Here is a 24,025-nt window from a genome sequence, read left to right as displayed (position 1 = left end):
CTTATAATATTATTCCAATGGTTGTTGGCAGTTAACGCGGCAACACCCCATCGACTTCATCACGCTGGCGGCCGCCGAGTGCCGCACCGACTGCGGCGACAAAGCCACCGATCAACAGGGACAGCGCGCCAAACAGCGCGACGGATGCGCTGGCCTTGCGTGCCGTCTCGGCCGCTTCCGTCGCAGCCACCTTGGCTTCATCGACGCTTTTCAAAACGGCATCGACGCGGGCCTTGGCATCCGGTTCCGACAAGCCCGTTTTGGCAGCAACGAGCTGATCGAGGTAAGTTCGGTCACCGGTCGACATTTCGCCGTTGGCAGCGCTGGTGAGGAGGATACGGGACACCTGACCTGCCGTATCGTCCGCCCCCGCGCCAGCCTGTGCTGCAGCAGGTGTGGCCGGGCGCAGCAGGTTATCGACAAAGTAGGACGTCGCATTGCTGCCCGCATCTGACGAGGCTGCCGCGGCACCCGCCGCTGTCGCGCCTGCTGTCACCGTCGCCGTGGCCTGCACACCAGTGCCGACTGCGGATGATACAGCTGAACCCAATGCACCGGCGACGATCAACGTTGCGAGCGCCCAGGCGAGCACACCATGGGCTGTGTCGCGAAAGAACACCTCGTCGCGGTTAACGCCGGTCCATTTCGTCCGCAGGCGGCCGGCAATATATCCGCCGAATGCGGCAGAGGCCCATTGCACGACGATGAACCAGATCGCCGCGGTGACGGCAAAGGTTGTCAAGGATGCGCCCTGTGACGAAAAGGGGGAGGCCATGCTCAGCCCGATGCCGGAGCCGAGCAGCGAGAGAACGATCGTAATCGCCGCCGCCGCCACGGCACCTGCGATGATCGCGCCCCAGCTGACGGCGGAATCCGAGGATTCGATGGTGGTGCCTGACGGTACCGTTGAAACCGGGATTGTCATCGCGCCACCTATCGGAAGAAGAGGGCGAGTAGGATGATAATGGGGATCGGAACCCCCAGCAGCCAGAGTAGAATTCCGCGTCCCATGATGTAACTCCCTTGCATTGAACCGGCCGCTTTTTCAAACGGTTATGCGGCGTGTCCGGTAAACGCGGGCAGGGGGGATTGGTTCCGTAACGGCCATGCCCGGTTACTGAGGTGCAGTGTTAGAGCGCCTGTTGCCTTTGGCCGGCCGGCCGGCGGCAACGTTAATTCTTCGTTTACCACTGCGATAAAAGTAGTGCCGGATAGGCGCATTCCGCCGCAAAGTTGCAGCAAAGACACGGCTCTGTCGCAAAATGACGCAAAACCGCGCCCGCTCAAGGGTGCCAGCGAATGGGGACCGGCATGACAACTTTTCGATGCCTGCTTTGGGCAATGTTTACTTTTGCCTTCGGACCGGCGGTGGCCTTTGCAGGCAGCGCCTCGATCATTCTCGATGCCCGCACGGGCAAGGTGCTGTCGGCGGAAAATCCCGACACGCTCAACCATCCAGCCTCGCTGACCAAGATGATGTCGCTCTACCTCACCTTCGAGGCGCTTCACCGCGGCACCATCAAATGGGACAGCCAAATCAAGGTGTCGAAGACGGCGGCGGCCAAACCACCGATGCGGCTGGGGCTCAAGGCGGGGATGAAGCTGACGGTACGCGAGGCGGTCCTCGGCATGATCGTGCGCTCGGGCAATGATGCGGCAGCCGCGATGGCAGAGAAGCTCGGTGGAACGGAAGCCAAATTCGCCCAGATGATGACGAAGAAGGCGCGCCAGCTCGGTATGAGCCGGACCGTCTTCATCAACGCGTCCGGCCTGCCGGCACGCGCCCAGGTGACGACGGCGCGCGACATGTCGACGCTCGCGATCGCACTGATGCGTGACTTTCCCAAGGAGTACAGGCTGTTTGCCACCGAGAGCTTTGTGTTCCGTGGCCGCAAGGTCCGCGGCCACAACAACCTGATGTACCGCTATGACGGCATGGACGGGATCAAGACCGGCTATACCAATGCCTCGGGTTTCAATCTCGTCAGCGCCGTCCGGGACGGCAATCGGCGGGTCATCGGCGTCGTGCTTGGCGGCCGCACTGCTCGAAGCCGCGACGACAAGATGGCTGCGTTGCTCGATCGCCATATCGGCAAGGCGTCGCGCACGGGCAGCCGTGCGCTGGTGGCTGCCGCAAAGACCCGCGGCCCTGTGGAGGTCGCCGCCCTCGGCGCGTCCGATGTGCCACTGCCTTTTGCGGCGCCGGAGCGCCGGAGCAGCGATGCGGTCGCCGCACTGATCGCCAGCTCGTCGTCGCATTCAGCAATCCCAGCCGAGCGCCCGGCGGCGATGAATGAGCTCGAAAACACCGCGGATGTTCTTCCGGCCGGTGCCTGGCAGATCCAGATTTCAGCAGCGCCGTCTCAAGAGGCAGCGCGTGCCCTGCTGGCGCAGGCGAGTGTTGCTGCAGGCCACACGCTGCAGTCAGCCTCGCCGTATACCGAGGCCGTCGGCAACGGTGCCGGCCGGGTCTATCGCGCCCGCTTCGTCGGTTTTTCCAGCCGGGAGGACGCTGCCGCTGCTTGCAGCAGGCTGAAACAGCGCTCGTATGACTGCATGCTGTTGCCGTCCCGCGGCTGAGGCGGGAAGGCGCCTGGCGGCCGCAGGGCCGTTCTTGGACGATCAGGCCTGCGTGCCGCCCACAGTCATGTCGTTCATGCGCAAATGCGGCTGGCCGACGCCGACAGGCACCCACTGGCCGCCCTTGCCGCAATTGCCCATGCCGGTATCGAGCTTCATGTCGTTACCGATCATGGTGATGCGCTGCATGGCGTCGGGCCCGTTACCGATCAACATCGCGCCCTTGACCGGCGCGCCGATCTTGCCGTTATCGATCAGATAAGCCTCGGTGCAGCCGAAGACGAACTTGCCGGAGGTGATATCCACCTGGCCGCCACCGAAGGAGACGGCATAGATGCCCTTCTTGACCGAGGCGATGATTTCTTCCGGGCTCTTGTCGCCGCCGAGCATGTAGGTGTTGGTCATGCGCGGCATCGGCACATGCGCATAGGATTCGCGCCGACCGTTGCCGGTCGCCTTCATGCCCATCAGCCGGGCGTTCTGGCGGTCCTGCATGTAACCAACCAACTTGCCGTCATCGATCAGGACGTTGTAGCCGGATGGCGTGCCTTCGTCGTCGATGGTCAGCGAACCGCGGCGGCTTTCGATCGTACCGTCATCAACGACGGTCACGCCCTTGGCCGCAACCGTCTGGCCCATCAGGCCGGCAAAGGCTGAGGTCTTCTTGCGATTGAAATCGCCTTCCAGTCCGTGACCGACCGCCTCATGCAGCATCACACCCGGCCATCCCGATGAGAGAACGACATCCATGGTGCCGGCCGGAGCATCGACGGCTTCGAGATTGACAAGCGCTTGCCGAAGAGCTTCGTCAGCGCCGCGCCGCCAGTTGTCCACGGTGACAAAATCGCCAAAACCGCGGCGGCCGCCGACACCGTAGGATCCGGCCTCCTGCCGGTCGCCTTCGCCGACGACGACGGAAATGTTGAGGCGCGTCATCGGCCGGATATCATGCATGCGTTCGCCATCGGCGCGCAGGATATCGACCACCTGCCAGCTGGCGGCGATCGAGGCGGTCACCTGCCGGACCTTGGGATCCTTGGCCCGCAGATAGACGTCGATTTCCTGCAGCAACGAAACCTTGGCCTCAAAACTCGGCTCACCGATCGGGTTTTCGTCGCCATAGAGTTTCTTGTTGGTGCGCTGCGGGGCTGCAGCATAGGTGCCGGAATAGCCGCGTGTGACGGCGCCGACCGCATCGGCTGCCCGTTTCAGCGCGGAGAGCGATAGATCGCCCGCATGCGCATAGCCGACCGCTTCGCCAGCCACCGCCCGCAGGCCAAACCCCTGGTCGGTATTGAAACTGCCGCCCTTCAGGCGGCCATTGTCGAAGGACAGCGATTCCGACTGGCTGTGTTCGATGAACAGTTCGCCATCATCAGCACCCGACAAGGTCTGCGCCAGAACTTCGCGAATGGCAGCCTCGTCGCTGTCGAACAGTTTGATGAGATCGGTGTTCATGGGCGAGGGCTCCAGATACGAAGGAATATGGTGCTTTATGTAGGGACAGGTGCGGTGAGGGGCAAGCGCAGATGTCAAGACGCTCCCGCCAGGAAGCATCGGTTTGCCAATGTGTGCAAAGGTCTGCGGTTTTTCTTCTCCCCGGCGGGGAGAAGGTGGCGCGTCGCGCCGGATGAGGGGAGCCACACAGGCGGTCCGTACTGTTGGCCCCTCATCGCCTCACTTACGTTCGGCACTTCTCCCCCGTTGGGGAGAAGTGGAAGGGAAACCGCTTACGGCAGCGCGTCGTAGCCTTCGCCAAAACCCTTCAAGTCGACCGGAATGCCGATGCCTTCTTCCGGAGACTGGAAGACGATGAAGGTTGCCTGTGCGCCGGACCGGAAGGTTTTCAAGAGCTCGTCTTCCAGAACCACTTCCGCATAGCAGCCGTCGGAGAAGCAGCGGACGAAATAGGCGCGGCCGATATCCTTGCCGTCTACATTCAGGCCAAGACCGTTTGGCAAGAGAACGCCGAGCGGGGCCAGAACGCGCAGGATTTTTGCCTTGCGGTCTGCGGTCTTGAGGACGACAACCGAAAGGCCGACCTCCGGCCGGTCCTCGGCAATAACGTTCTGCATCAGGGCGCACTGTTCGGCCGTTGCTCCTGCCGGCTGGTCGCAGACGATCGACCACGCGCCATGGTTCGACTTCACCGTGCCGGGTGTGCCTGGCTGTTGTGCTCCGGGTTGCTGGGCCGCCGCCGTATGGGAAAGAAGGGCGGCAGCTAGTCCGAACGCCGCGATCGGCAGCCGGGAAAGGAGGGACAGGCCCATGAAAACCTCAAACTTAAGAATCAGTCTGGCTATTCTTGAAGCGCGTAGCCGCAAATGAAAAGCCCCGCGCGGTACATTCCAGCCCGGTGTGGCGGAAATGGGGCTTCTAAACTGGACCAAAACGGCAAATCAGCCGCAAAACTCCGGTGTATGCGCGCCGGCGGAGTGCCGGTCGTCTCTTATGTATGGTATAGGGGGCGGGGAGAGTGGAGTAAATGTCGGGTGCCTCGGCGTGCTTTTGCGGCTGCCGGCATCTCTAAGGCCTGCGAGGCCTTAACAGTTTGTGTGAAAAGCGTCATTTGCGCAAAATGCCGCATGGGCTTGAATGGACAGATGTTGCGGCCATCATCAAACTGTGGTTTGAAGCGCTTCAGTATGGCTAAGGATTCTGCGTTACGGTTTGATCCTGATCAAGCGCCCAGGGAGACACTATAGTGAAAAACAAGGCTTTTGCAGTTTTGGCATCGACTGCCTGTCTGCTCTTTGCTTCGAATGCTTTGGCTGACAAGCCGGTCGCATGGCAGACCAACTTTCAGACCGCAGCAACCGGAATCATGGAAGAAATTACATGGTTCGAGCATTACACGCTCTGGTTCATCATTCCGATCACGCTTTTTGTCCTGGCGCTGCTGATCTGGATCGTGGTCCGTTTCCGCGAAAGCAAGAATCCGGTTCCATCCAAGACCAGCCATAACACGGCAATCGAAATCGTCTGGACGCTCGGTCCGGTGATTGTTCTGTTGTTTCTGGCGATCCCATCCTTCCAGCTGCTGACTGCGCAGCTGACGCCGCCGGAAAATCCGGATATCACCCTGAAGGCGACCGGTAACCAGTGGTATTGGTCCTACGAATACGAAGTCGGCGAAACCCCGCTCTCCTTCGACAGCCTGATGATGAAGGAAGAAGACCGCGCCTCGCTCGGCAAGGAAGACAAGCACGAATATCCGCGTCTTCTCGCCGTCGACAACGAGGTCGTCGTTCCCGTTGGCAAGACGGTTCGCGTTCTGGTCACCGCTGCCGACGTCATCCACGCCTTCGCCATGCCGGCCTTCGGTGTGAAGATCGACGCTGTTCCTGGCCGTCTCAACGAAACCTGGTTCAAGGCTGAGCGCGAAGGTCTCTACTACGGCCAGTGTTCCGAGCTCTGCGGCAAGGATCACGCCTATATGCCGATCGCCATCCGGGTCGTCAGCGAAGACAAGTACAACACTTGGCTCGCTGCCGCCGCCACCAATGTTGGTGAGGCGAACAAGGCACTCATGGCTTCCATCGACGGCGCGGCTAAGACCGTAGACGTCGCTGAAAACGCCGCACAGTAATTCGAAGGGGAGCTCGACCCAATGGCCGGAACAACCGCGCAACACGATCACCTTCATGACCATGCCCACGATCACGGGCACGACCATGACCACGCACACAAGCCGCTGACCTTCTTTCAGCGCTGGTTCCTCTCGACCAACCACAAGGATATCGGCACGCTCTACCTGATCTTCGCGATTTTCGCGGGCATCATCGGCGGCACGCTGTCGGTCTTCATGCGCGCCGAGCTGCAGGAGCCGGGCATCCAGATCTTCCACGGTCTGGCGCAGATGGTTTACGGCTTCGAAGGCGATGCTGCCATCGATGGCGGCAAGCAGATGTTCAACGTCTTCACGACAGCACATGCTCTGATCATGATCTTCTTCATGGTCATGCCCGCGCTGATCGGCGGCTTTGCCAACTGGATGGTTCCGATCATGATCGGCGCGCCGGACATGGCGTTCCCGCGCATGAACAACATCTCCTTCTGGCTGATCATCCCGGCCTTCCTGCTGGTTCTGCTCTCGATGTTCGTCGAAGGTCCTGCAGGCGGTTATGGCGCGGGTGGCGGTTGGACGATCTATCCACCGTTCTCGACATCGGGTCAGCCGGGGCCTGCCATGGACCTTGTGATCCTGGGCCTGCACATTGCCGGTGCCTCGTCGATCCTCGGTGCGATCAACTTCATCACCACGATCCTCAACATGCGCGCTCCGGGCATGACGCTGCACAAGATGCCGCTGTTTGCCTGGTCCGTTCTGATCACTGCCTTCCTGCTGCTTCTGTCGCTGCCGGTTCTGGCAGGCGGCATCACCATGCTGCTCACCGACCGCAACTTCGGCACGGCCTTCTTCGCGCCTGAAGGCGGCGGCGACCCAATCCTGTTCCAGCACCTGTTCTGGTTCTTCGGTCACCCGGAAGTGTACATCCTGATCCTGCCCGGTTTCGGCATCGTCAGCCACATCGTCTCGACCTTCTCGCGCAAGCCGATCTTCGGTTACCTCGGCATGGCCTATGCCATGGTTGCGATCGGCGCCGTCGGCTTCATCGTCTGGGCGCACCACATGTACACCGTTGGCATGTCGCTCGACACGCAGCGCTACTTCGTCTTCGCCACGATGGTTATCGCGGTTCCGACCGGCGTGAAGATCTTCTCCTGGATCGCGACGATGTGGGGTGGTTCGATCCGCTTCACCACGCCGATGGTCTGGGCGATCGGCTTCATCTTCCTGTTCACCGTGGGCGGCGTCACCGGCGTTCAGCTCGCCAATGCCGGCCTCGACCGTTCGCTGCACGACACCTATTACGTGGTTGCCCACTTCCACTACGTTCTGTCGCTCGGCGCCGTGTTCGCGATCTTCGCCGGCTGGTACTACTGGTTCCCGAAGATGACCGGCTACATGTATTCGGAATTCGTCGGCAAGCTGCACTTCTGGGTCATGTTCATCGGCGTCAACCTGGTGTTCTTCCCGCAGCACTTCCTCGGCCTTGCCGGTATGCCGCGCCGTTACATCGACTATCCGGATGCCTATGCAGGCTGGAATGCCGTGTCGTCCTACGGTTCGTACATCTCGGCCTTTGCCGTGCTGATCTTCCTGTTCGGCGTCTTCGAAGCCTTCTCCAAGAAGCGCGTTGCCGGCAACAACCCATGGGGCGAGGGCGCAAACACGCTCGAATGGCAGCTCACATCGCCGCCGCCATTCCACCAGTGGGAACAGCTGCCGCGCATCAAGTAAGCGTCGCAATCGATCCGAAGCCGCCGGAAACGGCGGCTTCGTTCAACGTCGGGCCGAAGCCGCCCGCAAAGGCGGCTTCTCTCAACGCCGGGTATGCCCGGCAACACGGCGCATGGATGCGCCGGATAAATCCAAGGACTGGACATGCGGGTTATCGACAATCACGAAGCAAGCGGCACGGAAGGCGTCGTTCGTCTCTCTGAAGCCTCTGCGCGCGATTACTTCGAGCTGCTGAAGCCGCGCGTTATGTCGCTGGTGGTGTTTACGGGCCTCGCCGGCATGGTGATGGCACCCGGGCACATCAACCCTTTCATCGGTTTCATTGCGATACTCTGTATCGCCGTGGGTGCTGGAGCTTCCGGTGCCCTCAACATGTGGTACGACGCGGATATCGACGCGATCATGACCCGCACGGCAAAGCGGCCGATCCCGGCTGGCAAGATCACGGCGCAGGAAGCGCTGTCGTTCGGATTGACGCTGTCGGCTTTCTCGGTCTGCATCCTCGGCATCGTCGTCAACTGGCTGTCGGCCGGTCTGCTCGCCTTCACGATTTTCTTCTACGCCGTCATCTATACGATGTGGCTGAAGCGCTCGACGCCGCAGAACATCGTCATCGGCGGCGCGGCCGGCGCTTTCCCGCCGATGATCGGCTGGGCCTGCGTCACCAATGGCATCGCCGTCGAAAGCATCGTGCTTTTCCTGATTACCTTCCTGTGGACGCCGGCCCATTTTTGGGCGCTGGCTCTGTTCAAGATGCGCGATTATGAGGCGGTCGGCGTGCCGATGCTGCCGAATGTCTCGGGCGAGGCGACCACCAAGACGCAGATTGTCATCTATGCCGTCCTGACCGCGATCATCGGCGTCGTGCCGACGATCCTCGGTTTCTCAAGCTACTATTACGGCGCTTTTGCCGCAGCGCTGGGCCTCGGCTTCATCTGGTATTCTATCGGCGTCCATCGCATGCCGGAGGGTGACGAGAAGATGATCCCTGCCAAGAAGCTGTTTGCGTTCTCGATCCTCTATCTCTTCGCGATCTTCTCCGCGCTGATGGTCGATCATCTGATTGCCACGCTGTGGCTCACTGCCGGAAAGGTTGCCTGATGGAACTCGTGACACTCACGGACGCCCAGAAGAAGTCGCGCCGCGGCCGTAATATCGCGCTTTGTGCCGTTCTCTTCGGTCTCGTTGCCATTTTCTATGTCGTGACGCTGATCAAGTTCAGCAACGGCATGGTCCAGTAAGGAGCGATCATGGCACCGATCAAAACGCCAGAACAGAAGAAGGAACGGGCAAACGGCGTCATCGTGGCGTCCTGTCTCGCCTTCGTCGTCGGCATGACCGGCATGGCCTATGCCGCCGTGCCGCTCTACGACATGTTCTGCCGGGTAACCGGCTATAACGGCACGACCAAGCGGGTCGAGCAGGCTTCCGATGTTATCCTCGACAAGAAGATCAAGGTGACGTTCGATGCCAATATCGCATCCGACCTGCCCTGGAGCTTCAAGCCGGTGCAGCGTGAGATCGAACTGAAGATCGGCGAAACCGTGCAGATCGAGTTCGAAGCAACCAACATGGCGAAAACGGCGACGACCGGTCAGGCGGTCTTCAACGTGACGCCAATGGCGGCTGGCGCCTATTTCAACAAGGTCGAGTGCTTCTGCTTTACCGAGACGACATTGCAGCCGGGGGAAGACATGAAGATGCCGGTGGTGTTCTTCGTCGATCCGGAAATCGTCAAGGCGGTCGAGACCAAGGGGATCAACACACTGACCTTGTCCTACACGTTCTACGCCCGCGAACCATCAAAGCCGGTCGCGGCGCTGACGGGAAAGCCTGATGAAACTGACAACAAACTTTGACAGATCACAGTTTTCGGCTAAGCCGGAAATGACGACATGAGAAAGACTTATCGGGGATAGTCCACATGGCCGATGCGCACCAGAAAAACCACGACTACCACATTATTGATCCGAGCCCATGGCCGCTGCTTGCCTCGATCGGCGCCTTCGTCATGGCCTTCGGCGGTGTCGGCTATATGCGATACCTGTCGGGCGGCACGCTGCACCTGTTCGGTCTCGACTGGGCGCATCCGTGGTTCTTCTTCATCGGTCTCGCCGTCGTTCTCTACACGATGTACGGCTGGTGGTCGGATACCATCAAGGAAGCGCATGAGGGCCATCATACCCGCGTCGTGTCGCTGCATCTGCGCTATGGCATGATCATGTTCATCGCTTCGGAAGTGATGTTCTTCGTCGCCTGGTTCTGGGCCTATTTCGATGCCAGCCTGTTCCCGGGCGAAGCGATCCAGGCAACCCGCGCCGCGTTCACCGGCGGTGTCTGGCCGCCGAAGGGCATCGAGGTTCTCGATCCGTGGCACCTGCCGCTCTACAACACCGTTATCCTGCTGCTGTCCGGCACCACCGTCACCTGGGCACACCACGCGCTGCTGCACGGTGACCGCAAGGGCCTGATCAACGGCCTGACGCTGACCGTGCTGCTCGGCGCCCTGTTCTCCTATGTTCAGGTCTACGAATACATGCACGCTCCGTTCGCCTTCAAGGATTCGATCTACGGCGCGACCTTCTTCATGGCGACCGGTTTCCACGGCTTCCACGTCCTGGTCGGCACGATCTTCCTCCTGGTCTGCCTCATCCGCGCAGTGAAGGGCGACTTTACCCCGAAGCAGCATTTCGGCTTCGAAGCCGCCGCCTGGTACTGGCACTTCGTCGACGTGGTCTGGCTGTTCCTGTTCTTCTCGATCTACATCTGGGGTGGCTGGGGTGCCCCGGTCGCTCATATGTGATCGGGCTCTGAACCGAAAAATTGTGAAGGCGGGTGCATATGCGCCCGCCTTTTTCTTTGCCGGAACGACGGCGTGCCGATGGGCCCAAAGGTCGCGGTGGCCGATATATCGCTGCTGGTGCGAATGGGTTATGGAAAAGCAGCGCAAGAAGGAACACGACGACATGCACGCAGACAGCGCACATTTCCCGCCGGTCGAGCCGGTCAAGGCCGGGCTTAAAGGGCTTTGCCCGCGATGCGGTCAGGGTAAGCTGTTCGACGGATTTTTGACGATGAAACCGTCCTGCGCCAACTGCGGTCTTGATTATGGTTTTGCCGATGCGGGCGATGGTCCGGTGGTCTTTGTCATCCTGATTGTCGGTTTCATCGTGGTTGGGGCGGCACTCTGGATGGAGGTCAATATCAATCCACCGCTCTGGGTGCATTTCCTGTTGTGGATACCGCTCGCCATCGCCTTCAGCCTGGTTCTCATGCGCATGCTCAAGGGCGTTCTGATCAATGTGCAATTCCGCAACAATGCACGCCAGGGCGAGATCGATCGTGGCTGATACGGTATCGGATAAAAAGCGCGGCGGGCTGGTTGGCCGCGTCGTCGGCATCGTTTTGGTTCTCATCGCGCTCGCGATCCTTCTGGGCCTCGGCACATGGCAGATGGAACGGCTGGCCTGGAAGGAAGGGCTGTTGGCATCGATCGCCGAACGCCGCGCCGCGCCGCCTGCCGATTTGGCTGCCATCGAGGCTCTGGCAAAGGCGGGGGAGGATGTCGACTATCGCACCGTGCGCGTCACCGGCATCTATCTCAACAACAAGGAACGGCATTTCTTCGCCACCTATGGCGGCCGCACCGGCTATTACGTCTACACGCCCCTGCAACTGGCCGACGGCCAGATCGTCCTTGTCAACCGCGGCTTCGTCACCTTCGAAGCCAAAGAGCCGGAAATGCGCAAGCTGGGCCAGTTGACCGATGAGCAGACCGTTACCGGGCTTTCCCGCGCCAAGCTGCTGCAAAAGCCATCCTGGGCGGTACCAGACAACGATATCGCCAAGAACATCTTCTATTGGAAGGACCTCGATGTCATGGCCTCGAGCGTTGGCCTTGATCCGGCAAAGGTCGTGCCCTTCTTCATCGATGCCGACGCAACGTCACATGAGGGCGGCATGCCGATTGGTGGCGTGACGCAGTTCGACCTGCCGAACAGCCATCTGCAATACGCGATGACCTGGTACGGACTGGCTGCCGCACTGGTCGTCATCAGCGGGATTTTCATCTTTCGCAGAAAGCCATAGGGTCGGCGCAATAGCATTCTTGGGGACATCGAATGGCCATTCTCGCAAACATCCTGATCGCCCTGACGGCTCTGATGCATATCGGTTTTCTGGTGCTCGAAATGTTTCTCTGGACTGGACCACAGGGGCGGAAAGTGTTCCGGATGACGCCGGAACAGGCTGAAGCAACCAAGGCTCTGGCGGCCAATCAGGGGCTCTATAATGGCTTCCTCGCGGCTGGACTTGTCTGGTCGCTGATCGCCTCTCCACCGGAATTTGCATTCCAGTTGAAGCTGTTCTTCCTTGTGTGCGTGATCGTTGCCGCTATATATGGCGCATGGTCGGTCAAGCCGCGCATCCTTCTGGTGCAGGGCGGCCCGGCAATTCTCGCCCTCGTGTTTACTCTACTGGCATTCTGATAAATGGCGGCTTCCCTTCCAGCAAAGATCCCGATCACCCTGCGCCTCTGCGGCCCGCGCGGCTTTTGCGCCGGTGTCGACCGGGCGATCCAGATCGTCGTTCTGGCGCTGAAGGAATATGGCGCCCCGGTCTATGTCCGCCACGAGATCGTCCACAATCGCTATGTCGTCGAAGGGCTCGAGGCCAAAGGCGCGATCTTCGTCGAAGAATTGGATGAGATCCCGCCGGAGCACCGCAAGCAGCCGGTGGTCTTCTCGGCTCATGGCGTGCCGAAATCCGTGCCTGCCGATGCCACCGAGCGTAACCTGTTTTACCTCGACGCGACATGCCCGCTGGTCTCCAAGGTGCACAAGCAGGCGATGCGCCACCAGAAGCTCGGCCGTCATGTCGTGCTGATCGGCCATGCCGGGCATCCGGAGGTCATCGGCACGATGGGACAATTGCCCGAAGGCGCGGTGTCGCTGGTCGAGACGGTCGAGGACGCCGAAACCTACATGCCGCCGGACACGGAAAACCTTGGCTTCGTCACCCAGACGACGCTGTCGGTCGATGATACCGCCGGTGTCATCAAGCGGCTGCACGAACGCTTCCCGAACCTGACGGCGCCTGCCGCCGATTCGATCTGCTATGCGACGACCAACCGTCAGGAAGCCGTGAAACAGGCAGCGCCCGGCTGTGACCATTTCATCATCGTCGGTGCTCCCAATTCGTCGAACTCCAAGCGTCTGGTCGAAGTGGCGCTGCGGGCCGGTGCAAAAAAATCGGTGCTGGTCCAGCGCGCGTCGGAAATCGACTGGGATGATTTCGCCGATATCTCTACGGTTGGCCTGTCGGCCGGTGCGTCGGCGCCGGAGGTCATCGTCAACGAGATCATCGAGGCTTTTCGCGCGCGTTATGATGCCGCCGTGGAGCTTGCCGATACGGTCGAGGAAACCGAAAACTTCCTCGTCAACCGCGAACTCCGCCATGTGCCGCTGACGACGCAGGACATGGCATTCGTGAACGGCGATTGAAACGCGCTGCACCTCCCAGTTTCCCCGCGCTCAGCCGGGTGCGATAGAATAACAAATCCCGAAAAAGAGTGGAACGATCGTGGCAGTTTACACCGACATCACCGAAGACGATCTCGCCCGCTTTCTGACCGCCTATGACGTCGGCACGCTGACGTCCTACAAGGGCATTGCCGAAGGCGTCGAAAACACCAACTTCCTGCTGCACACGACCAAGGGCTCCTACATCCTGACGCTTTATGAAAAGCGCGTGGACCAGAACGACCTGCCGTTCTTCCTCGGCCTGATGCACCATCTCGCAGACAAGGGACTTTCCTGCCCACTGCCGCTGCCGCGCGCTGATGGCAAGCTGCTCGGCCACCTGTCCGGCCGTTCAGCCGCTGTCATTTCCTTCCTTGAAGGCATGTGGCTGCGCAAGCCCGACGCCAATCACTGCCGTGAAGTCGGCAAGGCGCTGGCGGCCATGCACGTGGCAAGCGAGGGGTTCGAGATCCGCCGCACAAATGCGCTCTCCGTCGGCGGCTGGCGGCCGCTGTGGAATAATTCAAGCGCCCGCGCCGACGAGGTGCAGCCGGGCTTGCAGACCGAGATTGCAGCCGAGCTGGATTTCCTCGAAGCCAACTGGCCAAAGGACCTGCCGGAAGGCGTCATCCATGCCGATCTCTTCCCCGACAACGTCTTCTTCCTTGGTGACGAGCTTTCCGGCCTGATCGACTTCTACTTCGCCTGCAACGATCTGCTCGCCTATGACGTTTCCGTCTGCCTGAACGCCTGGTGCTTCGAAAAGGATGGCGCCTTCAACATCACCAAGGGTATGGCGCTGCTGTCGGGTTATCAGAGCGTGCGGCCCCTGACCGCGGGCGAGATCGAAGCCCTGCCGCTGCTTGCCCGCGGCTCCGCCCTGCGTTTCTTCCTGACCCGGCTCTACGATTGGCTGATGACACCGGCGGGCGCCCTGGTGGTCAAAAAAGACCCGCTCGAATACCTGAAAAAACTGCAATTCCACCGCTCCGTTGCAACCGCTGCGGAATATGGCTTGACCAACGAGACACTGCCCGCATGAAACATGTCGATATCTTCACCGATGGTGCCTGCTCCGGAAATCCAGGACCGGGCGGCTGGGGCGCTGTGCTGCGCTATGGCGAGACTGAGAAGGACCTGTGCGGCGGCGAAGCCGAAACCACCAACAACCGCATGGAGCTTCTGGCCGCGATCACCGCGCTGACCAGCCTGAAGACCCCATGCGAGGTCGATCTCTACACCGACAGCAAATATGTCATGGACGGCATCTCGAAGTGGATCCATGGCTGGAAGAAGAATGGCTGGAAGACCGCCGACAAGAAACCGGTGAAGAACGGCGAACTATGGCAGGCGCTCGATGCCGCAAACCGGACCCACAAAGTCACCTGGCACTGGGTCAAGGGCCATGCAGGCCATCCGGAGAACGAACGCGCTGATGAGCTTGCCCGCAAGGGCATGGAGCCGTTCAAGAAGAAGCGCTGAAGCTCAACGGCCGTCCGTGAACTGCACCAGATCCCACAGGGTTCCGTAGAGATCTTCGAACACGGCGACGATGCCGTAGGGTGCCTCCTTCGGCTCGCGGGTGAAACGGATGCCGGTCTCGATCATCTTGTTGTAATCCCGCCAGAAATCGTCCGTCTGGAGAAACAGGGAGACCCGGCCGCCTGCCTGGTTGCCGATGAATGTTTCCTGATGCTCCGAAGAGGCGCGCGCTATGAGCAGGGATGTGCTGCCTTCACCGGGCGGGCGGACGACCACCCATCGCTTGTCCTGCTCCGGCTGATAGCTATCCTCAACCAGCACAAATCCAAGCTTGGTGACATAGAAGTCGATCGCTTCGTCATAGTCGCGAACGACAAGGGCGATCAGGGCGATGCTCTGTTTCATGGGGCCTTTTTATGAAATCACTTGACCGTGCAAATGCCGTTGGCGCCGCCTTTGCCGGTATAGCTGACAGAGGCCGATCCATCGGGATTGATGCTGATCGAGATTGTCACGCCACTGCCCTTGGCCTCGTAATAGTTTTCGTTGAAGATCTTCAGCTTGCCTTCCTTGCCGTTGATATAGACCGGCCCGCCCTGATCGGCGTGAACCTCGATCTTGCCGGGGCAGGTGGCGTTGATCAGTGGAATTTTGGCGGCGGCCTGTCCCGCCAGCAACAGCGCGGCGGCCGGGGCTGCAATCCGCAAAACGCATTCATCGTAATCTCCCGAACTCTTGGCGTAAATGCCGAGTGCAGCCGCAGGTAGCGGCGGTCTCAACGTGACAGGATGTCTGTCCAAGTCAAGGCTGCCGGCACATCGAATTACTTAGCCATTGCGCTAAGTAATTCGATGTGATACTTAGCTTTATGGATCAGTATTCTAGTCAACTCGACAGCATTTTCCAGGCTCTGGCAGACCCCACCCGCCGTGCTGTTCTAGCGCGGTTGGGCACAGGACCAGCTAGCATCAGCGACCTTGCCGAGCCTTTCGATATGGCCCTGCCGTCGTTCATGAAACACATCCATTTTCTCGAAGGCAGCGGCCTGATCCAAACCCACAAGCAGGGCCGGGTCCGGACCTGCACTATCGAGAAGCAGCAGTTCACGGCTGTGGAAGCCTGGCTGTCACAACAGCGCTCGCTGTGGGAAGGCCGCACAGACAGGCTCGAGCAATTCGTCACCAAGGCACAGGCAGAAGGAGATTGATCATGACCGCATCACCCAATCCCGAACTCGATCTGACGATTTCGCGCATAATCAAGGCACCGCGATCGCTGATCTGGAGCGCCTGGACTGATCCGGCTCGCTTCGAAAAATGGTGGGTTCCGGAACCTGCCCGCTGTAAGGTCGCTGAAATGGAGTTGCGCCCGGGCGGCACGTTCAAGACGCGGATCAGCGAAAATGGCGGCGCGTTCCAGCCGCATCTGGATGCCTGTTTTCTTGCTGTCGAAGAAGGCCGGAAAATCGTCTTCACCAATGCGCTGACCGGTGGCTGGCGTCCTGCCGAACAACCCTTCATGACGGCGGTCATCACGCTCACCGATCACCCGGAAGGCACCGATTACCACGCCCATGTCATGCACAAGAGCAATGCCGACCGGAACATGCATGAGGAGGCGGGTTTCTTCGACGGCTGGGGAACTGTTATCGGGCAACTTGCGCGGCTCGTTGAGCATCGCGTGAAGTAGCGGAGGGTATACAAAAGCCCGCATGTGTTCCAACAGGCGGGCTTTCTGGTCGCTATCTGTTATTTGGCTGGCTTTCGCTCAGATCTGCTCGAGCATCGCCGCAGCGGCCGAAACAGTCGCCTGGCCAGGGCTCTCTTCAACATTCAGCGTCTTGACCACGCCGTCTTCCACCAGCATCGAATAACGCTTCGAGCGCAGGCCGAGCGTACCGGCGGAGAGGTCGATATCCATGCCGAGCGCCTTGGTGAAGGCGGCGTTCCAGTCGGAGAGAAAGTGGATCTTGCCCATGCCGCCCGATTGGGTTGCCCAGGCGCCCATCACGTGCAGGTCGTTGACCGCAACAACAGCGATATCGTCGACGCCGCGGGCAAGGATCGCATCGCGGTTTTCAAGATAGCCCGGCAGATGGTTGAGCGAGCAGGTTGGCGTGAAGGCGCCGGGAACGGCGAACAGAACGACCTTCTTTCCGGCAAACAGCTGGTCTGTGGTAATTTCGACCGGGCCATCGGCGGTCTTTTCCTTGAAGGTGGCGGCTGGCAGCTTGTCTCCGACGGAAATGGTCACGGTCTTAACTCCTTGAGGTCGTTTGGGGAAAGCGTGAGCATCGCGGCTCAGCAGGGATCGGATGGGAATATAGATTTGGTTCAGTCAAAGGCAAGCGGGGTTTCCATGCTCTGGTCGCCGGACCGGGCAACAAGCATGACCGTACCACTTTTCAAAGCGCCGCCCTTTGCCGGAACGCGTACCGGAATCTCCGCGGTGACCTTACCGTTTTCCACCGTGACATTCTCCGCCTTGCCAAAACTGAAACCGGGAGGACCGGACAGGAAAAACTCCGCCGGTTTTGCTGCCACTGGCGTTTGCAGCGACAGGTGCAGGCGTTTTTCAGCGGCATCGAAGGAGGCGCCCGTCACTCTGAACGCGCCGGATGGCTGCATCGGCAGGGCTGCGACCGCGTCGTCGATCCGCGCCCGGTCGAGCGGGTTTTCCGCAAGCCCTTCCGGCAGGGAAAGATGGATATCGGCCTGAACCGGAATGCAGATATCCTTGCAGATACCGAGGAAAACCGAGGCTTTCAGGTTGAGGTCTCCGCTCTTTTCGCGCTTTAGCGACAACGGAAACGCGACTGAACGGTCGTAGCCGGTATAGCTTGCAATCCCGTCGTGAAAGGCCTTCGGAGCGGGAAAGCGTAGCCCGGAAAAAGAGATGCCGTCCTGTGGATCGACGGTGATCTGTGGTGGGATGCCACTGGCGCCGGGCTCGACCCAATAGGTCTTCCAGCCGGGTTTCAACCGGATATCGAGAATGGCCGGGATTGTTCCGTCCGGCTCGGGTCTGTCGGCAACGATGCGGACAGCGCCACCCTCCGACTGCACCCATTCGCTCTGCGCGGCGTTGGCGGCAGGGGCGATAAAAAAATACGCTGAAAGGGTTGCCAGCGCAGCCAAATGAGGCACATTCTCTAGGAGGCGATGATGTTTCATGATGCTGAGGCTTATCGGTTTTGGGGCAGGGTTGAAAGATGTAGGCTTTCACCCCGCGATCATTTTCTCTTGATGTCACGCGGCTTCGAGGGCCGGTAGAAATCTTCAAAACAACAGACCAGGGTGGAAACGCTTTTCATTTGAACCTGAGTTGAGAGGCTAAGACCATGATGGCAACGTTTCAGAAGAAACGCGAACGCGGAATATTGGACGGTCAGTTCCTGATCGCCATGCCAGGCATGTTCGACAGCAACTTTTCCCGCACGGTCATTTTTGTCTGCGCCCATTCGGAGGATGGTGCGATGGGATTCGTGCTTAACCGGCCGCAGCAACTGACATTCCCGGATGTTCTTCTGCATCTGCATATCATCGATCAGGATCAGGCGATCCGGCTACCCGGCGTCACCCGCGACTTCCAGATCCAGACCGGTGGTCCGGTCGAAACCGGACGCGGCTTTGTGCTGCATTCGGATGATTACCTCAGCGAATCCAGTATTCCCGTCAATGACGACATCTGCCTGACCGCAACGCTCGATATCGTGCGCGCCATTTCGCGCGGCGAGGGGCCTGAAAAGGCGATGATGATGCTCGGTTATGCCGGCTGGGGCGCCGGCCAGCTCGAAAACGAGATCGCCAACAATGGCTGGCTGAATTGCCCGGCCAGTGAAGAGCTGATCTTCGATCGCGACCTCGGCGATAAATACGACCGGGCGCTGGCATTGATGGGCGTTGCGCCGGCGATGCTCTCGGTCGATGCCGGTCACGCATAGACAAATCTATTTTCCCTCTTTCTGATGTTGCGCCGGAACAATTTCAGCCGCGCCCCGTTTTCCAGTCGCAAGGACAGGACTCTTTGTTCCTATCCTCAACCTCTCAAGGAGACTGTTCATGGGTAGCACTTCCGACAAGATTTCCGGCGCCGCCAATCAGGCCGCAGGCAAGGTCAAGCAGGCTGCTGGCAAGGCAACCGGCAGCGAAAAACTGCAGGCTGAAGGCAAGGGGCAGGAAATCAAGGGAAAGGTCCAAACGGCCACCGGCAAGGCCAAGGACGCCGTCAAGGGTGCCGTTGATCGCATGTAGTCACAGTTTGCCACCGCTATCGGCATAAGCGATGGCGGTGGCTCCAGAGTGCGCGAATCGACTGTCCTGACGGGTTCAACTGGATGGAAGATTTCAGCGCCGATGCCCGCTGTGCCTTGTGCCAGCGGGCATTTCTCTGTGAGACAAGTCATTGAACATCCCTTCCCTTGGCAGAATTCGGGCGAGCCATGAGACTTTACGAATGCGGCACCTGCGGTAATCCCGTTCATTTCGACAATCGCGTCTGCATCAATTGCGGCTCGCAACTCGGTTTCCTGCCCGACGCCATGTCGGTCCAGGCGCTCACTTCGGCGGGAGATGGCTTGTGGCAGGCATCCTCTCGCTCGGTGGCAGATGTCCGCTTCTGCGCCAATGCGGCTGACGATATCTGCAACTGGCTGATCTCGACAAATGACGATCACGTCTATTGCCAGGCCTGCCGCTATAACCGCATCGTGCCGGTCACAGACAATCCGGAAGGCCTCGCGCGTTGGCAGAAGATTGGCCAGGCTCAACGCCATCTGTTCTATTCTCTGCTGCGCTGGAACCTGCCGCGTCCCGGCCGCGATGCCGATCCGCAAGGCGGCCTGGTTTTTGATTTTCTCGCTGATGAAGTGGATGCCAACGGTAATATCGTCCCCGCCATGACCGGTCATGAGGACGGCCTCATCAGCCTGCGGGCGGCCGAGGCCAATGATGTGACGCGGGAAAGCGTGCGCGTATCGATGAACGAGCCCTACCGGACGCTGCTTGGCCATTTCCGCCATGAGATCGGCCATTTCTATTGGGCGCAGCTGGTCCGTGACGACCAGACGCTTGCTGAAGCAAGGACGCTGTTCGGCGACGAGCGGGAGGACTATGCCGAGGCTCTGAAGCGAAACTACGAACAAGGCCCATCAGCCGGCTGGCAGGCCAGTTTCATCAGCACCTATGCCAGCGCCCATCCGGCCGAGGATTTTGCCGAATGCTGGGCGCATTTCTTCCACATCGTCGATACGCTGGAAACCGCTCGCTCGTTCGGCCTGACGACCGAACCGCGCCGCCACGAGGAAATGGCGGCAGAAGTCGATTTCGATCCTTATGGGGCCGTGGACGCGCAAACACTCGTGGATGCCTGGATACCCCTCAGCGTGGCCCTGAACAGCATCCAGCGCAGCATGGGCCAGCCTGACAGCTACCCCTTCGTGCTGTCGGCGCCGGTGGTGCAAAAACTCGATTTCATCAATCGGCTGATCCGGCGGGCAGGGGCGGCGTACGGGCCGTAGGAACTCTGCCGGCGGGCAGACGGCGGTTATCCGGAGGATGCGAAGGCCGTCGTTTGAGGCGAGCCTTTCGGCTGCGCTGCGCCGGAGGGGGACAACAATGAGGGGGATATGAGCGACGTTGCGCCTTTCATATCCCCCTGAGGTCCGGGCATATTTTCTGCCATTGAGCGTTGCCGGCTCAGATCGCGAGCCGGCAAGCAATCTTAGTGACGGTTACTGTGCAGCCATGGAATCGAATGACTTTTTCATCGTTTCCTGGATCTGGTCGATGGAGAAGCTTGCTGCACGTTGGGCTGGCGGATAGTCCTTGAACGTACCAAGGAACTGGCCAGCCAATGCCTGCGCCGGGACCAGCAGATAGGCACGATCGAGCACCCAATCATAGTAGACGTTCGAGGTTATGTCGGCGCGTTCATAGGGGTCGGAGCGGAGATCGAATATCTTGGGAACACGAAGCTGTGTGAACGGTTCTGCCCAAATCCGCAGGGTTCCGGTCGCGCGCTGTTCGGAAAAGACGATTTTCCAGTTTTCATAACGCATGGCCACCATGTCGCCATCGTCGTTGAAATAGAAGAACTCCTTGCGCGCGCTCTGATCGGTTTTGCCGGTCAGATAGTCGAGCTGGTTATAGCCATCGAGATGGTTCTTGTACTGCTTTCCGGCAACCGTTGTGCCTTTGAGAAGGCGATCCTTGATGTCGGTATCGCCGGCAGCGGCCAGAAGGGTCGGCAGCCAGTCAAGGCCCGAGAACATGCCGGTGGCAATCGAGTTGGGCTTGATGTGGCCGGGCCAGCGGATCAGCGCCGGAACGCGGAAAGCACCTTCCCAGTTGGTGTTCTTCTCACTGCGGAACGCCGTTGTACCGGCATCCGGCCAGGAATTCTGGTGCGGGCCGTTGTCCGTCGTGTAGATGACGATGGTGTTATCGGAAATGCCGAGATCATCAATCTTGTTGAGGATCGTGCCGATGAGCTTGTCGGTCTCGATCATGCCGTCGGCATATTCGGTCAGGGCAGTCAGGCCCGGTTTGCTGCGATTTTCCGCACGGACATGGGTGCGGAAGTGCATGCGGGTGGTGTTCATCCAGGTGAAGAACGGCTTCTTGGCCTTTACCTGACGGTCGATGAAGTCGATCGCGGCGGCCGATGTCTCGTCATCCACGGTCTCCATGCGCTTTTTCGTCAGCGGGCCGGTATCCTCGATCTTGCCGTCGGCCTTTGACTTGATGACGCCACGGGGGCCGAACTTCTTGCGGAACTCGGGGTCCTGCGGATAGTTGAAGTTTTCCGGCTCTTCCTCGGCATTCAGGTGATAGAGGTTGCCGAAGAATTCGTCGAAGCCGTGTGCCGTCGGCAGGAATTCATCGCGGTCGCCAAGATGGTTCTTGCCGAACTGGCCGGTTGCGTAACCCTGATCCTTGAGGGCGGAGGCGATCGTCATATCAGACGCCTGCAGGCCGACATCGGCACCGGGCAGACCGACCTTGGAAAGGCCGGTGCGCAATGTTGCCTGCCCGGTCAGGAAGGTGGAGCGGCCCGCGGTGCAACTCTGTTCCGCATAATAGTCTGTGAACTTCATGCCCTCGTTGGCGATCCGGTCGATGTTGGGCGTGGTGTAGCCCATCAGGCCAAAGCTGTATGTGGACAGGTTCGTCTGTCCGATGTCATCGCCGAAGATCACGAGAATATTCGGCTTTCCGGCGTCAGGTGGCGTTGTCGTCGCTTCCTGCGCCAGCGCCGACGTGCTGAGCAGCGTCAGCGTCAGCACCAGTGCTGTTAATTTTCCGGTTAAATTCATTGCCTGAGCCTCCATTGCCAAAAGTGGCATGTGTGCCGCTTTGAACGTGAACAGTGTTCGAGGTTGAGAAAGCTCGCTTGAGCTTGCCCGCGGCAACAGACTATTGGAACGAAAGAAGCTGAGAAGTAGGGGATGCGGACGAAAACTTGGACCACCAGGAGGTAGTTCATGTATTCCCATGCAGACAGGGTTCGCGCGGTCGAGCTTTATATTAAGCTCGGCAAGCGGGTTAAGGCGACGATCCGCCAATTGGGTTATCCGACCAAGAATGCGCTGAGGAACTGGTACCGCGAATACGAGCAGCATCGAGATCTGCGCTTTCGTTCTGTGGCTCGCGCGCCGAAGTTTTCCCAAGCCCAGAAGCAGGCCGCGCTTGAGCACTACCGCACTCACGATCGCTGTATCTCTTCAACGATGAGAGCTTTGGGCTATCCAGGTCGTGGAACTTTGACGGCATGGGTCCGAGAAGCGTTTCCGGAGGCGAGGACTTCGATGGCCGGCCGGTCCTGGCGTCCCGCCTATCCCGAGGCCTTGAAGCAGGTCGCGGTCCTTGATCTTTGCAATGGGGAAGAGAGCGCCCAGGAAGTCGCCGACCGGCTGGGCGTATGCCGGCCAACATTGTACAGTTGGAGGAATGAGTTACTCGGACATGAGGTTGCCTCATCCATGAAACGCCGCAAAACCTCTGCGCCGGCACCCGAGCGCGAGGAACTTGAGCGACAGCTTGAGGCCCTCCAACGCGATGCCCGCCAATTGCAGCTCGAGCATGATCTGCTGAAGAAGGCCAATGAACTGCTAAAAAAAGGCCTGGGCGTCGATCTGCAACTCCTGAGTAATCGGGAGAAGACACAGCTGGTTGACGCCCTCAAAGATATCTATCGATTGCCAGAGCTGCTTGTGCAGTTGGGAATTGCGCGAAGTTCCTACTTCTACCACCGCGCCCGAGTGAGCCTGGACGACAAGTATGTCACCATCCGTCGCAACCTGGCGGAAATCTTCGAAAGCAACCATCGCTGCTACGGCTATCGTAGACTGCAGGCGTCTCTGGCCAGACAGAGTGTGACAATCTCGGAAAAGGTTGTGCAGCGATTGATGAAACAAGAGCGCCTGGTCGCCGCCAGACCACGGCGACGGCGTTTTGGCTCGTATCTGGGAGAAATCAGTCCTGCGCCTGAAAACCTGATCAACCGCGACTTCCATGCGAAAACACCGAACGAGAAGTGGCTGACGGACATCACCGAGTTCCAGATCCCAGCCGGCAAAGTGTATCTCTCGCCCATCATAGATTGCTTCGATGGCATGGTGATCAGTTGGTCGATTGGAACGCAGCCAGACGCCAGCTTGGTCAACACGATGCTCGACGCCGCCATCGAGACAGTTACCGACGCCGAAGGCAAGACGATCGTTCATTCGGATCGCGGCGCCCATTATCGCTGGCCCGGCTGGCTTACGCGGATCAGCGATGCGAAGCTGGTTCGTTCAATGTCCCGCAAAGGCTGTTCCCAAGATAACGCCGCGTGCGAAGGCTTCTTTGGACGACTGAAAACGGAACTCTTCTACCCTCGGGACTGGAAGAGCATCACAATCGAGCAGTTTGTCCGCGAGGTTGATGCGTACATCCGATGGTACAATGAAAAGCGCATCAAATTATCACTGGGCTCACGCAGTCCGGTCGAATATCGAGAAAGCCTTGGCCTAACCGTATAAATCAGTCCAAGTTTTTATCCGCATCCCCGTACGTTACGGTAACATTGGGATGTAACATACCCGGCGGCCCCAGGTGCACCACCGTTAAATCTGCGCGGGCATTCGGTTATGCCCGTC

General features: G+C 59.5%; 27 protein-coding genes. 19 read left to right on the top strand and 8 right to left on the bottom strand.

Annotated elements, in window-relative coordinates; translation table 11 throughout:
- Positions 1-31: 31 nt before the first annotated feature.
- Positions 32-925, bottom strand: a complete 894-nt coding sequence (locus ASD36_RS02335) for a hypothetical protein (protein ID WP_060504850.1) — start codon at positions 923-925, stop codon at positions 32-34.
- Between the two features lie 416 nt (positions 926-1,341).
- On the opposite strand from ASD36_RS02335, the gene ASD36_RS02330 reads away from it, so the two are divergent.
- Positions 1,342-2,580: a D-alanyl-D-alanine carboxypeptidase gene (locus ASD36_RS02330; RefSeq protein WP_244482202.1), complete on the top strand. Its 1,239-nt coding sequence runs from the start codon at positions 1,342-1,344 to the stop codon at positions 2,578-2,580.
- A 42-nt stretch (positions 2,581-2,622) separates the two neighbouring features.
- On the opposite strand, the gene tldD is transcribed toward ASD36_RS02330, so the two are convergent.
- Together tldD and ASD36_RS02320 are read right to left on the bottom strand one after the other, a co-directional pair.
- Positions 2,623-4,038: a metalloprotease TldD gene (gene tldD / locus ASD36_RS02325; protein WP_060504851.1), complete on the bottom strand. Its 1,416-nt coding sequence runs from the start codon at positions 4,036-4,038 to the stop codon at positions 2,623-2,625.
- A 272-nt stretch (positions 4,039-4,310) separates the two neighbouring features.
- Positions 4,311-4,850 carry an invasion associated locus B family protein gene (locus ASD36_RS02320; protein WP_037106408.1) on the bottom strand — a complete coding sequence of 180 codons (540 nt, stop codon included), beginning with the start codon at positions 4,848-4,850 and terminating at the stop codon, positions 4,311-4,313.
- Between the two features lie 434 nt (positions 4,851-5,284).
- On the opposite strand from ASD36_RS02320, the gene coxB reads away from it, so the two are divergent.
- The 12 genes from coxB to rnhA all read left to right on the top strand — a co-directional run bounded on the left by coxB (position 5,285) and on the right by rnhA (position 14,886).
- Positions 5,285-6,169, top strand: coding sequence for a cytochrome c oxidase subunit II (coxB, locus tag ASD36_RS02315; protein WP_060504852.1), 885 nt, complete (start codon positions 5,285-5,287; stop codon positions 6,167-6,169).
- Between the two features lie 21 nt (positions 6,170-6,190).
- On the top strand, positions 6,191-7,885 hold the full coding sequence (gene ctaD / locus ASD36_RS02310) for a cytochrome c oxidase subunit I (protein ID WP_060504853.1): 1,695 nt from the start codon (positions 6,191-6,193) through the stop codon (positions 7,883-7,885).
- Between the two features lie 144 nt (positions 7,886-8,029).
- Positions 8,030-8,986 (top strand): heme o synthase, encoded by a 957-nt coding sequence (locus ASD36_RS02305; RefSeq protein WP_060504854.1) that lies wholly within the window; start codon positions 8,030-8,032, stop codon positions 8,984-8,986.
- Positions 8,986-9,126 (top strand): hypothetical protein, encoded by a 141-nt coding sequence (locus ASD36_RS30980; protein WP_060504855.1) that lies wholly within the window; start codon positions 8,986-8,988, stop codon positions 9,124-9,126. Before ASD36_RS02305 ends, ASD36_RS30980 begins: the two co-directional genes overlap by 1 nt.
- A 9-nt stretch (positions 9,127-9,135) precedes the next feature.
- Complete coding sequence (locus ASD36_RS02295; protein ID WP_060508727.1) at positions 9,136-9,744, top strand: cytochrome c oxidase assembly protein; 609 nt, start codon at positions 9,136-9,138, stop codon at positions 9,742-9,744.
- A gap of 65 nt (positions 9,745-9,809) precedes the next feature.
- Positions 9,810-10,688: a cytochrome c oxidase subunit 3 gene (locus ASD36_RS02290; RefSeq protein ID WP_060504857.1), complete on the top strand. Its 879-nt coding sequence runs from the start codon at positions 9,810-9,812 to the stop codon at positions 10,686-10,688.
- Between the two features lie 163 nt (positions 10,689-10,851).
- Positions 10,852-11,235 (top strand): DUF983 domain-containing protein, encoded by a 384-nt coding sequence (locus tag ASD36_RS02285; RefSeq protein ID WP_060504898.1) that lies wholly within the window; start codon positions 10,852-10,854, stop codon positions 11,233-11,235.
- The gene (locus tag ASD36_RS02280) at positions 11,204-11,974 is read left to right on the top strand and encodes an SURF1 family protein (protein WP_082512173.1); all 771 of its coding nucleotides are present in this window, start codon (positions 11,204-11,206) and stop codon (positions 11,972-11,974) included. The genes ASD36_RS02285 and ASD36_RS02280 overlap by 32 nt, the downstream gene beginning before the upstream one ends.
- A gap of 32 nt (positions 11,975-12,006) precedes the next feature.
- Positions 12,007-12,372, top strand: coding sequence for a DUF1304 domain-containing protein (locus tag ASD36_RS02275; RefSeq protein ID WP_060504858.1), 366 nt, complete (start codon positions 12,007-12,009; stop codon positions 12,370-12,372).
- Between the two features lie 3 nt (positions 12,373-12,375).
- Positions 12,376-13,386, top strand: coding sequence for a 4-hydroxy-3-methylbut-2-enyl diphosphate reductase (gene ispH / locus ASD36_RS02270; protein ID WP_060504859.1), 1,011 nt, complete (start codon positions 12,376-12,378; stop codon positions 13,384-13,386).
- 79 nt (positions 13,387-13,465) lie between these two features.
- Positions 13,466-14,446 (top strand): homoserine kinase, encoded by a 981-nt coding sequence (locus ASD36_RS02265; protein WP_060504860.1) that lies wholly within the window; start codon positions 13,466-13,468, stop codon positions 14,444-14,446.
- Positions 14,443-14,886 carry a ribonuclease HI gene (gene rnhA / locus ASD36_RS02260; RefSeq protein ID WP_060504861.1) on the top strand — a complete coding sequence of 148 codons (444 nt, stop codon included), beginning with the start codon at positions 14,443-14,445 and terminating at the stop codon, positions 14,884-14,886. Before ASD36_RS02265 ends, rnhA begins: the two co-directional genes overlap by 4 nt.
- A 3-nt stretch (positions 14,887-14,889) precedes the next feature.
- Here the strand turns inward: rnhA and ASD36_RS02255 are convergent, their stop codons facing one another.
- Positions 14,890-15,291 (bottom strand): VOC family protein, encoded by a 402-nt coding sequence (locus ASD36_RS02255; RefSeq protein WP_060504862.1) that lies wholly within the window; start codon positions 15,289-15,291, stop codon positions 14,890-14,892.
- 17 nt (positions 15,292-15,308) lie between these two features.
- Positions 15,309-15,686, bottom strand: coding sequence for a hypothetical protein (locus ASD36_RS02250; RefSeq protein WP_244489754.1), 378 nt, complete (start codon positions 15,684-15,686; stop codon positions 15,309-15,311).
- A 68-nt stretch (positions 15,687-15,754) separates the two neighbouring features.
- On the opposite strand from ASD36_RS02250, the gene ASD36_RS02245 reads away from it, so the two are divergent.
- Entirely contained in the window at positions 15,755-16,093 is a 339-nt protein-coding gene (locus ASD36_RS02245) for a metalloregulator ArsR/SmtB family transcription factor (protein WP_060504864.1), read from the top strand.
- 2 nt (positions 16,094-16,095) lie between these two features.
- Positions 16,096-16,575: an SRPBCC family protein gene (locus ASD36_RS02240; protein ID WP_060504865.1), complete on the top strand. Its 480-nt coding sequence runs from the start codon at positions 16,096-16,098 to the stop codon at positions 16,573-16,575.
- 78 nt (positions 16,576-16,653) lie between these two features.
- On the opposite strand, the gene ASD36_RS02235 is transcribed toward ASD36_RS02240, so the two are convergent.
- Both ASD36_RS02235 and ASD36_RS02230 read right to left on the bottom strand, forming a co-directional pair.
- Positions 16,654-17,139: a peroxiredoxin gene (locus ASD36_RS02235; RefSeq protein ID WP_060504866.1), complete on the bottom strand. Its 486-nt coding sequence runs from the start codon at positions 17,137-17,139 to the stop codon at positions 16,654-16,656.
- An 80-nt stretch (positions 17,140-17,219) separates the two neighbouring features.
- The gene (locus tag ASD36_RS02230) at positions 17,220-18,032 is read right to left on the bottom strand and encodes a protein-disulfide reductase DsbD domain-containing protein (RefSeq protein WP_244489753.1); all 813 of its coding nucleotides are present in this window, start codon (positions 18,030-18,032) and stop codon (positions 17,220-17,222) included.
- Between the two features lie 197 nt (positions 18,033-18,229).
- On the opposite strand from ASD36_RS02230, the gene ASD36_RS02225 reads away from it, so the two are divergent.
- The 3 genes from ASD36_RS02225 to ASD36_RS02215 all read left to right on the top strand — a co-directional run bounded on the left by ASD36_RS02225 (position 18,230) and on the right by ASD36_RS02215 (position 20,404).
- Positions 18,230-18,829: a YqgE/AlgH family protein gene (locus tag ASD36_RS02225; protein WP_060504900.1), complete on the top strand. Its 600-nt coding sequence runs from the start codon at positions 18,230-18,232 to the stop codon at positions 18,827-18,829.
- A gap of 118 nt (positions 18,830-18,947) precedes the next feature.
- A complete protein-coding gene (locus tag ASD36_RS02220; protein WP_060504868.1) occupies positions 18,948-19,139 on the top strand; it encodes a CsbD family protein in 192 nt (63 codons plus the stop codon).
- 188 nt (positions 19,140-19,327) lie between these two features.
- Positions 19,328-20,404, top strand: a complete 1,077-nt coding sequence (locus ASD36_RS02215; protein ID WP_060504869.1) for a putative zinc-binding peptidase — start codon at positions 19,328-19,330, stop codon at positions 20,402-20,404.
- Positions 20,405-20,617: 213 nt separating this feature from the next.
- On the opposite strand, the gene ASD36_RS02210 is transcribed toward ASD36_RS02215, so the two are convergent.
- Positions 20,618-22,201, bottom strand: coding sequence for an arylsulfatase (locus tag ASD36_RS02210; RefSeq protein WP_082512174.1), 1,584 nt, complete (start codon positions 22,199-22,201; stop codon positions 20,618-20,620).
- A 168-nt stretch (positions 22,202-22,369) separates the two neighbouring features.
- Here ASD36_RS02210 and ASD36_RS02205 point away from each other — a divergent pair, with 168 nt between their 5' ends.
- On the top strand, positions 22,370-23,908 hold the full coding sequence (locus tag ASD36_RS02205) for an IS3 family transposase (RefSeq protein ID WP_060508722.1): 1,539 nt from the start codon (positions 22,370-22,372) through the stop codon (positions 23,906-23,908).
- Positions 23,909-24,025: the final 117 nt, after the last annotated feature.

Source organism: Rhizobium sp. Root1334 (assembly GCF_001426665.1).
In the GTDB taxonomy this organism is placed as follows: domain Bacteria; phylum Pseudomonadota; class Alphaproteobacteria; order Rhizobiales; family Rhizobiaceae; genus Pararhizobium.
Note: the sequence above shows the minus strand (reverse complement) of the source record. Positions and strands in the feature narration are given on the sequence as shown.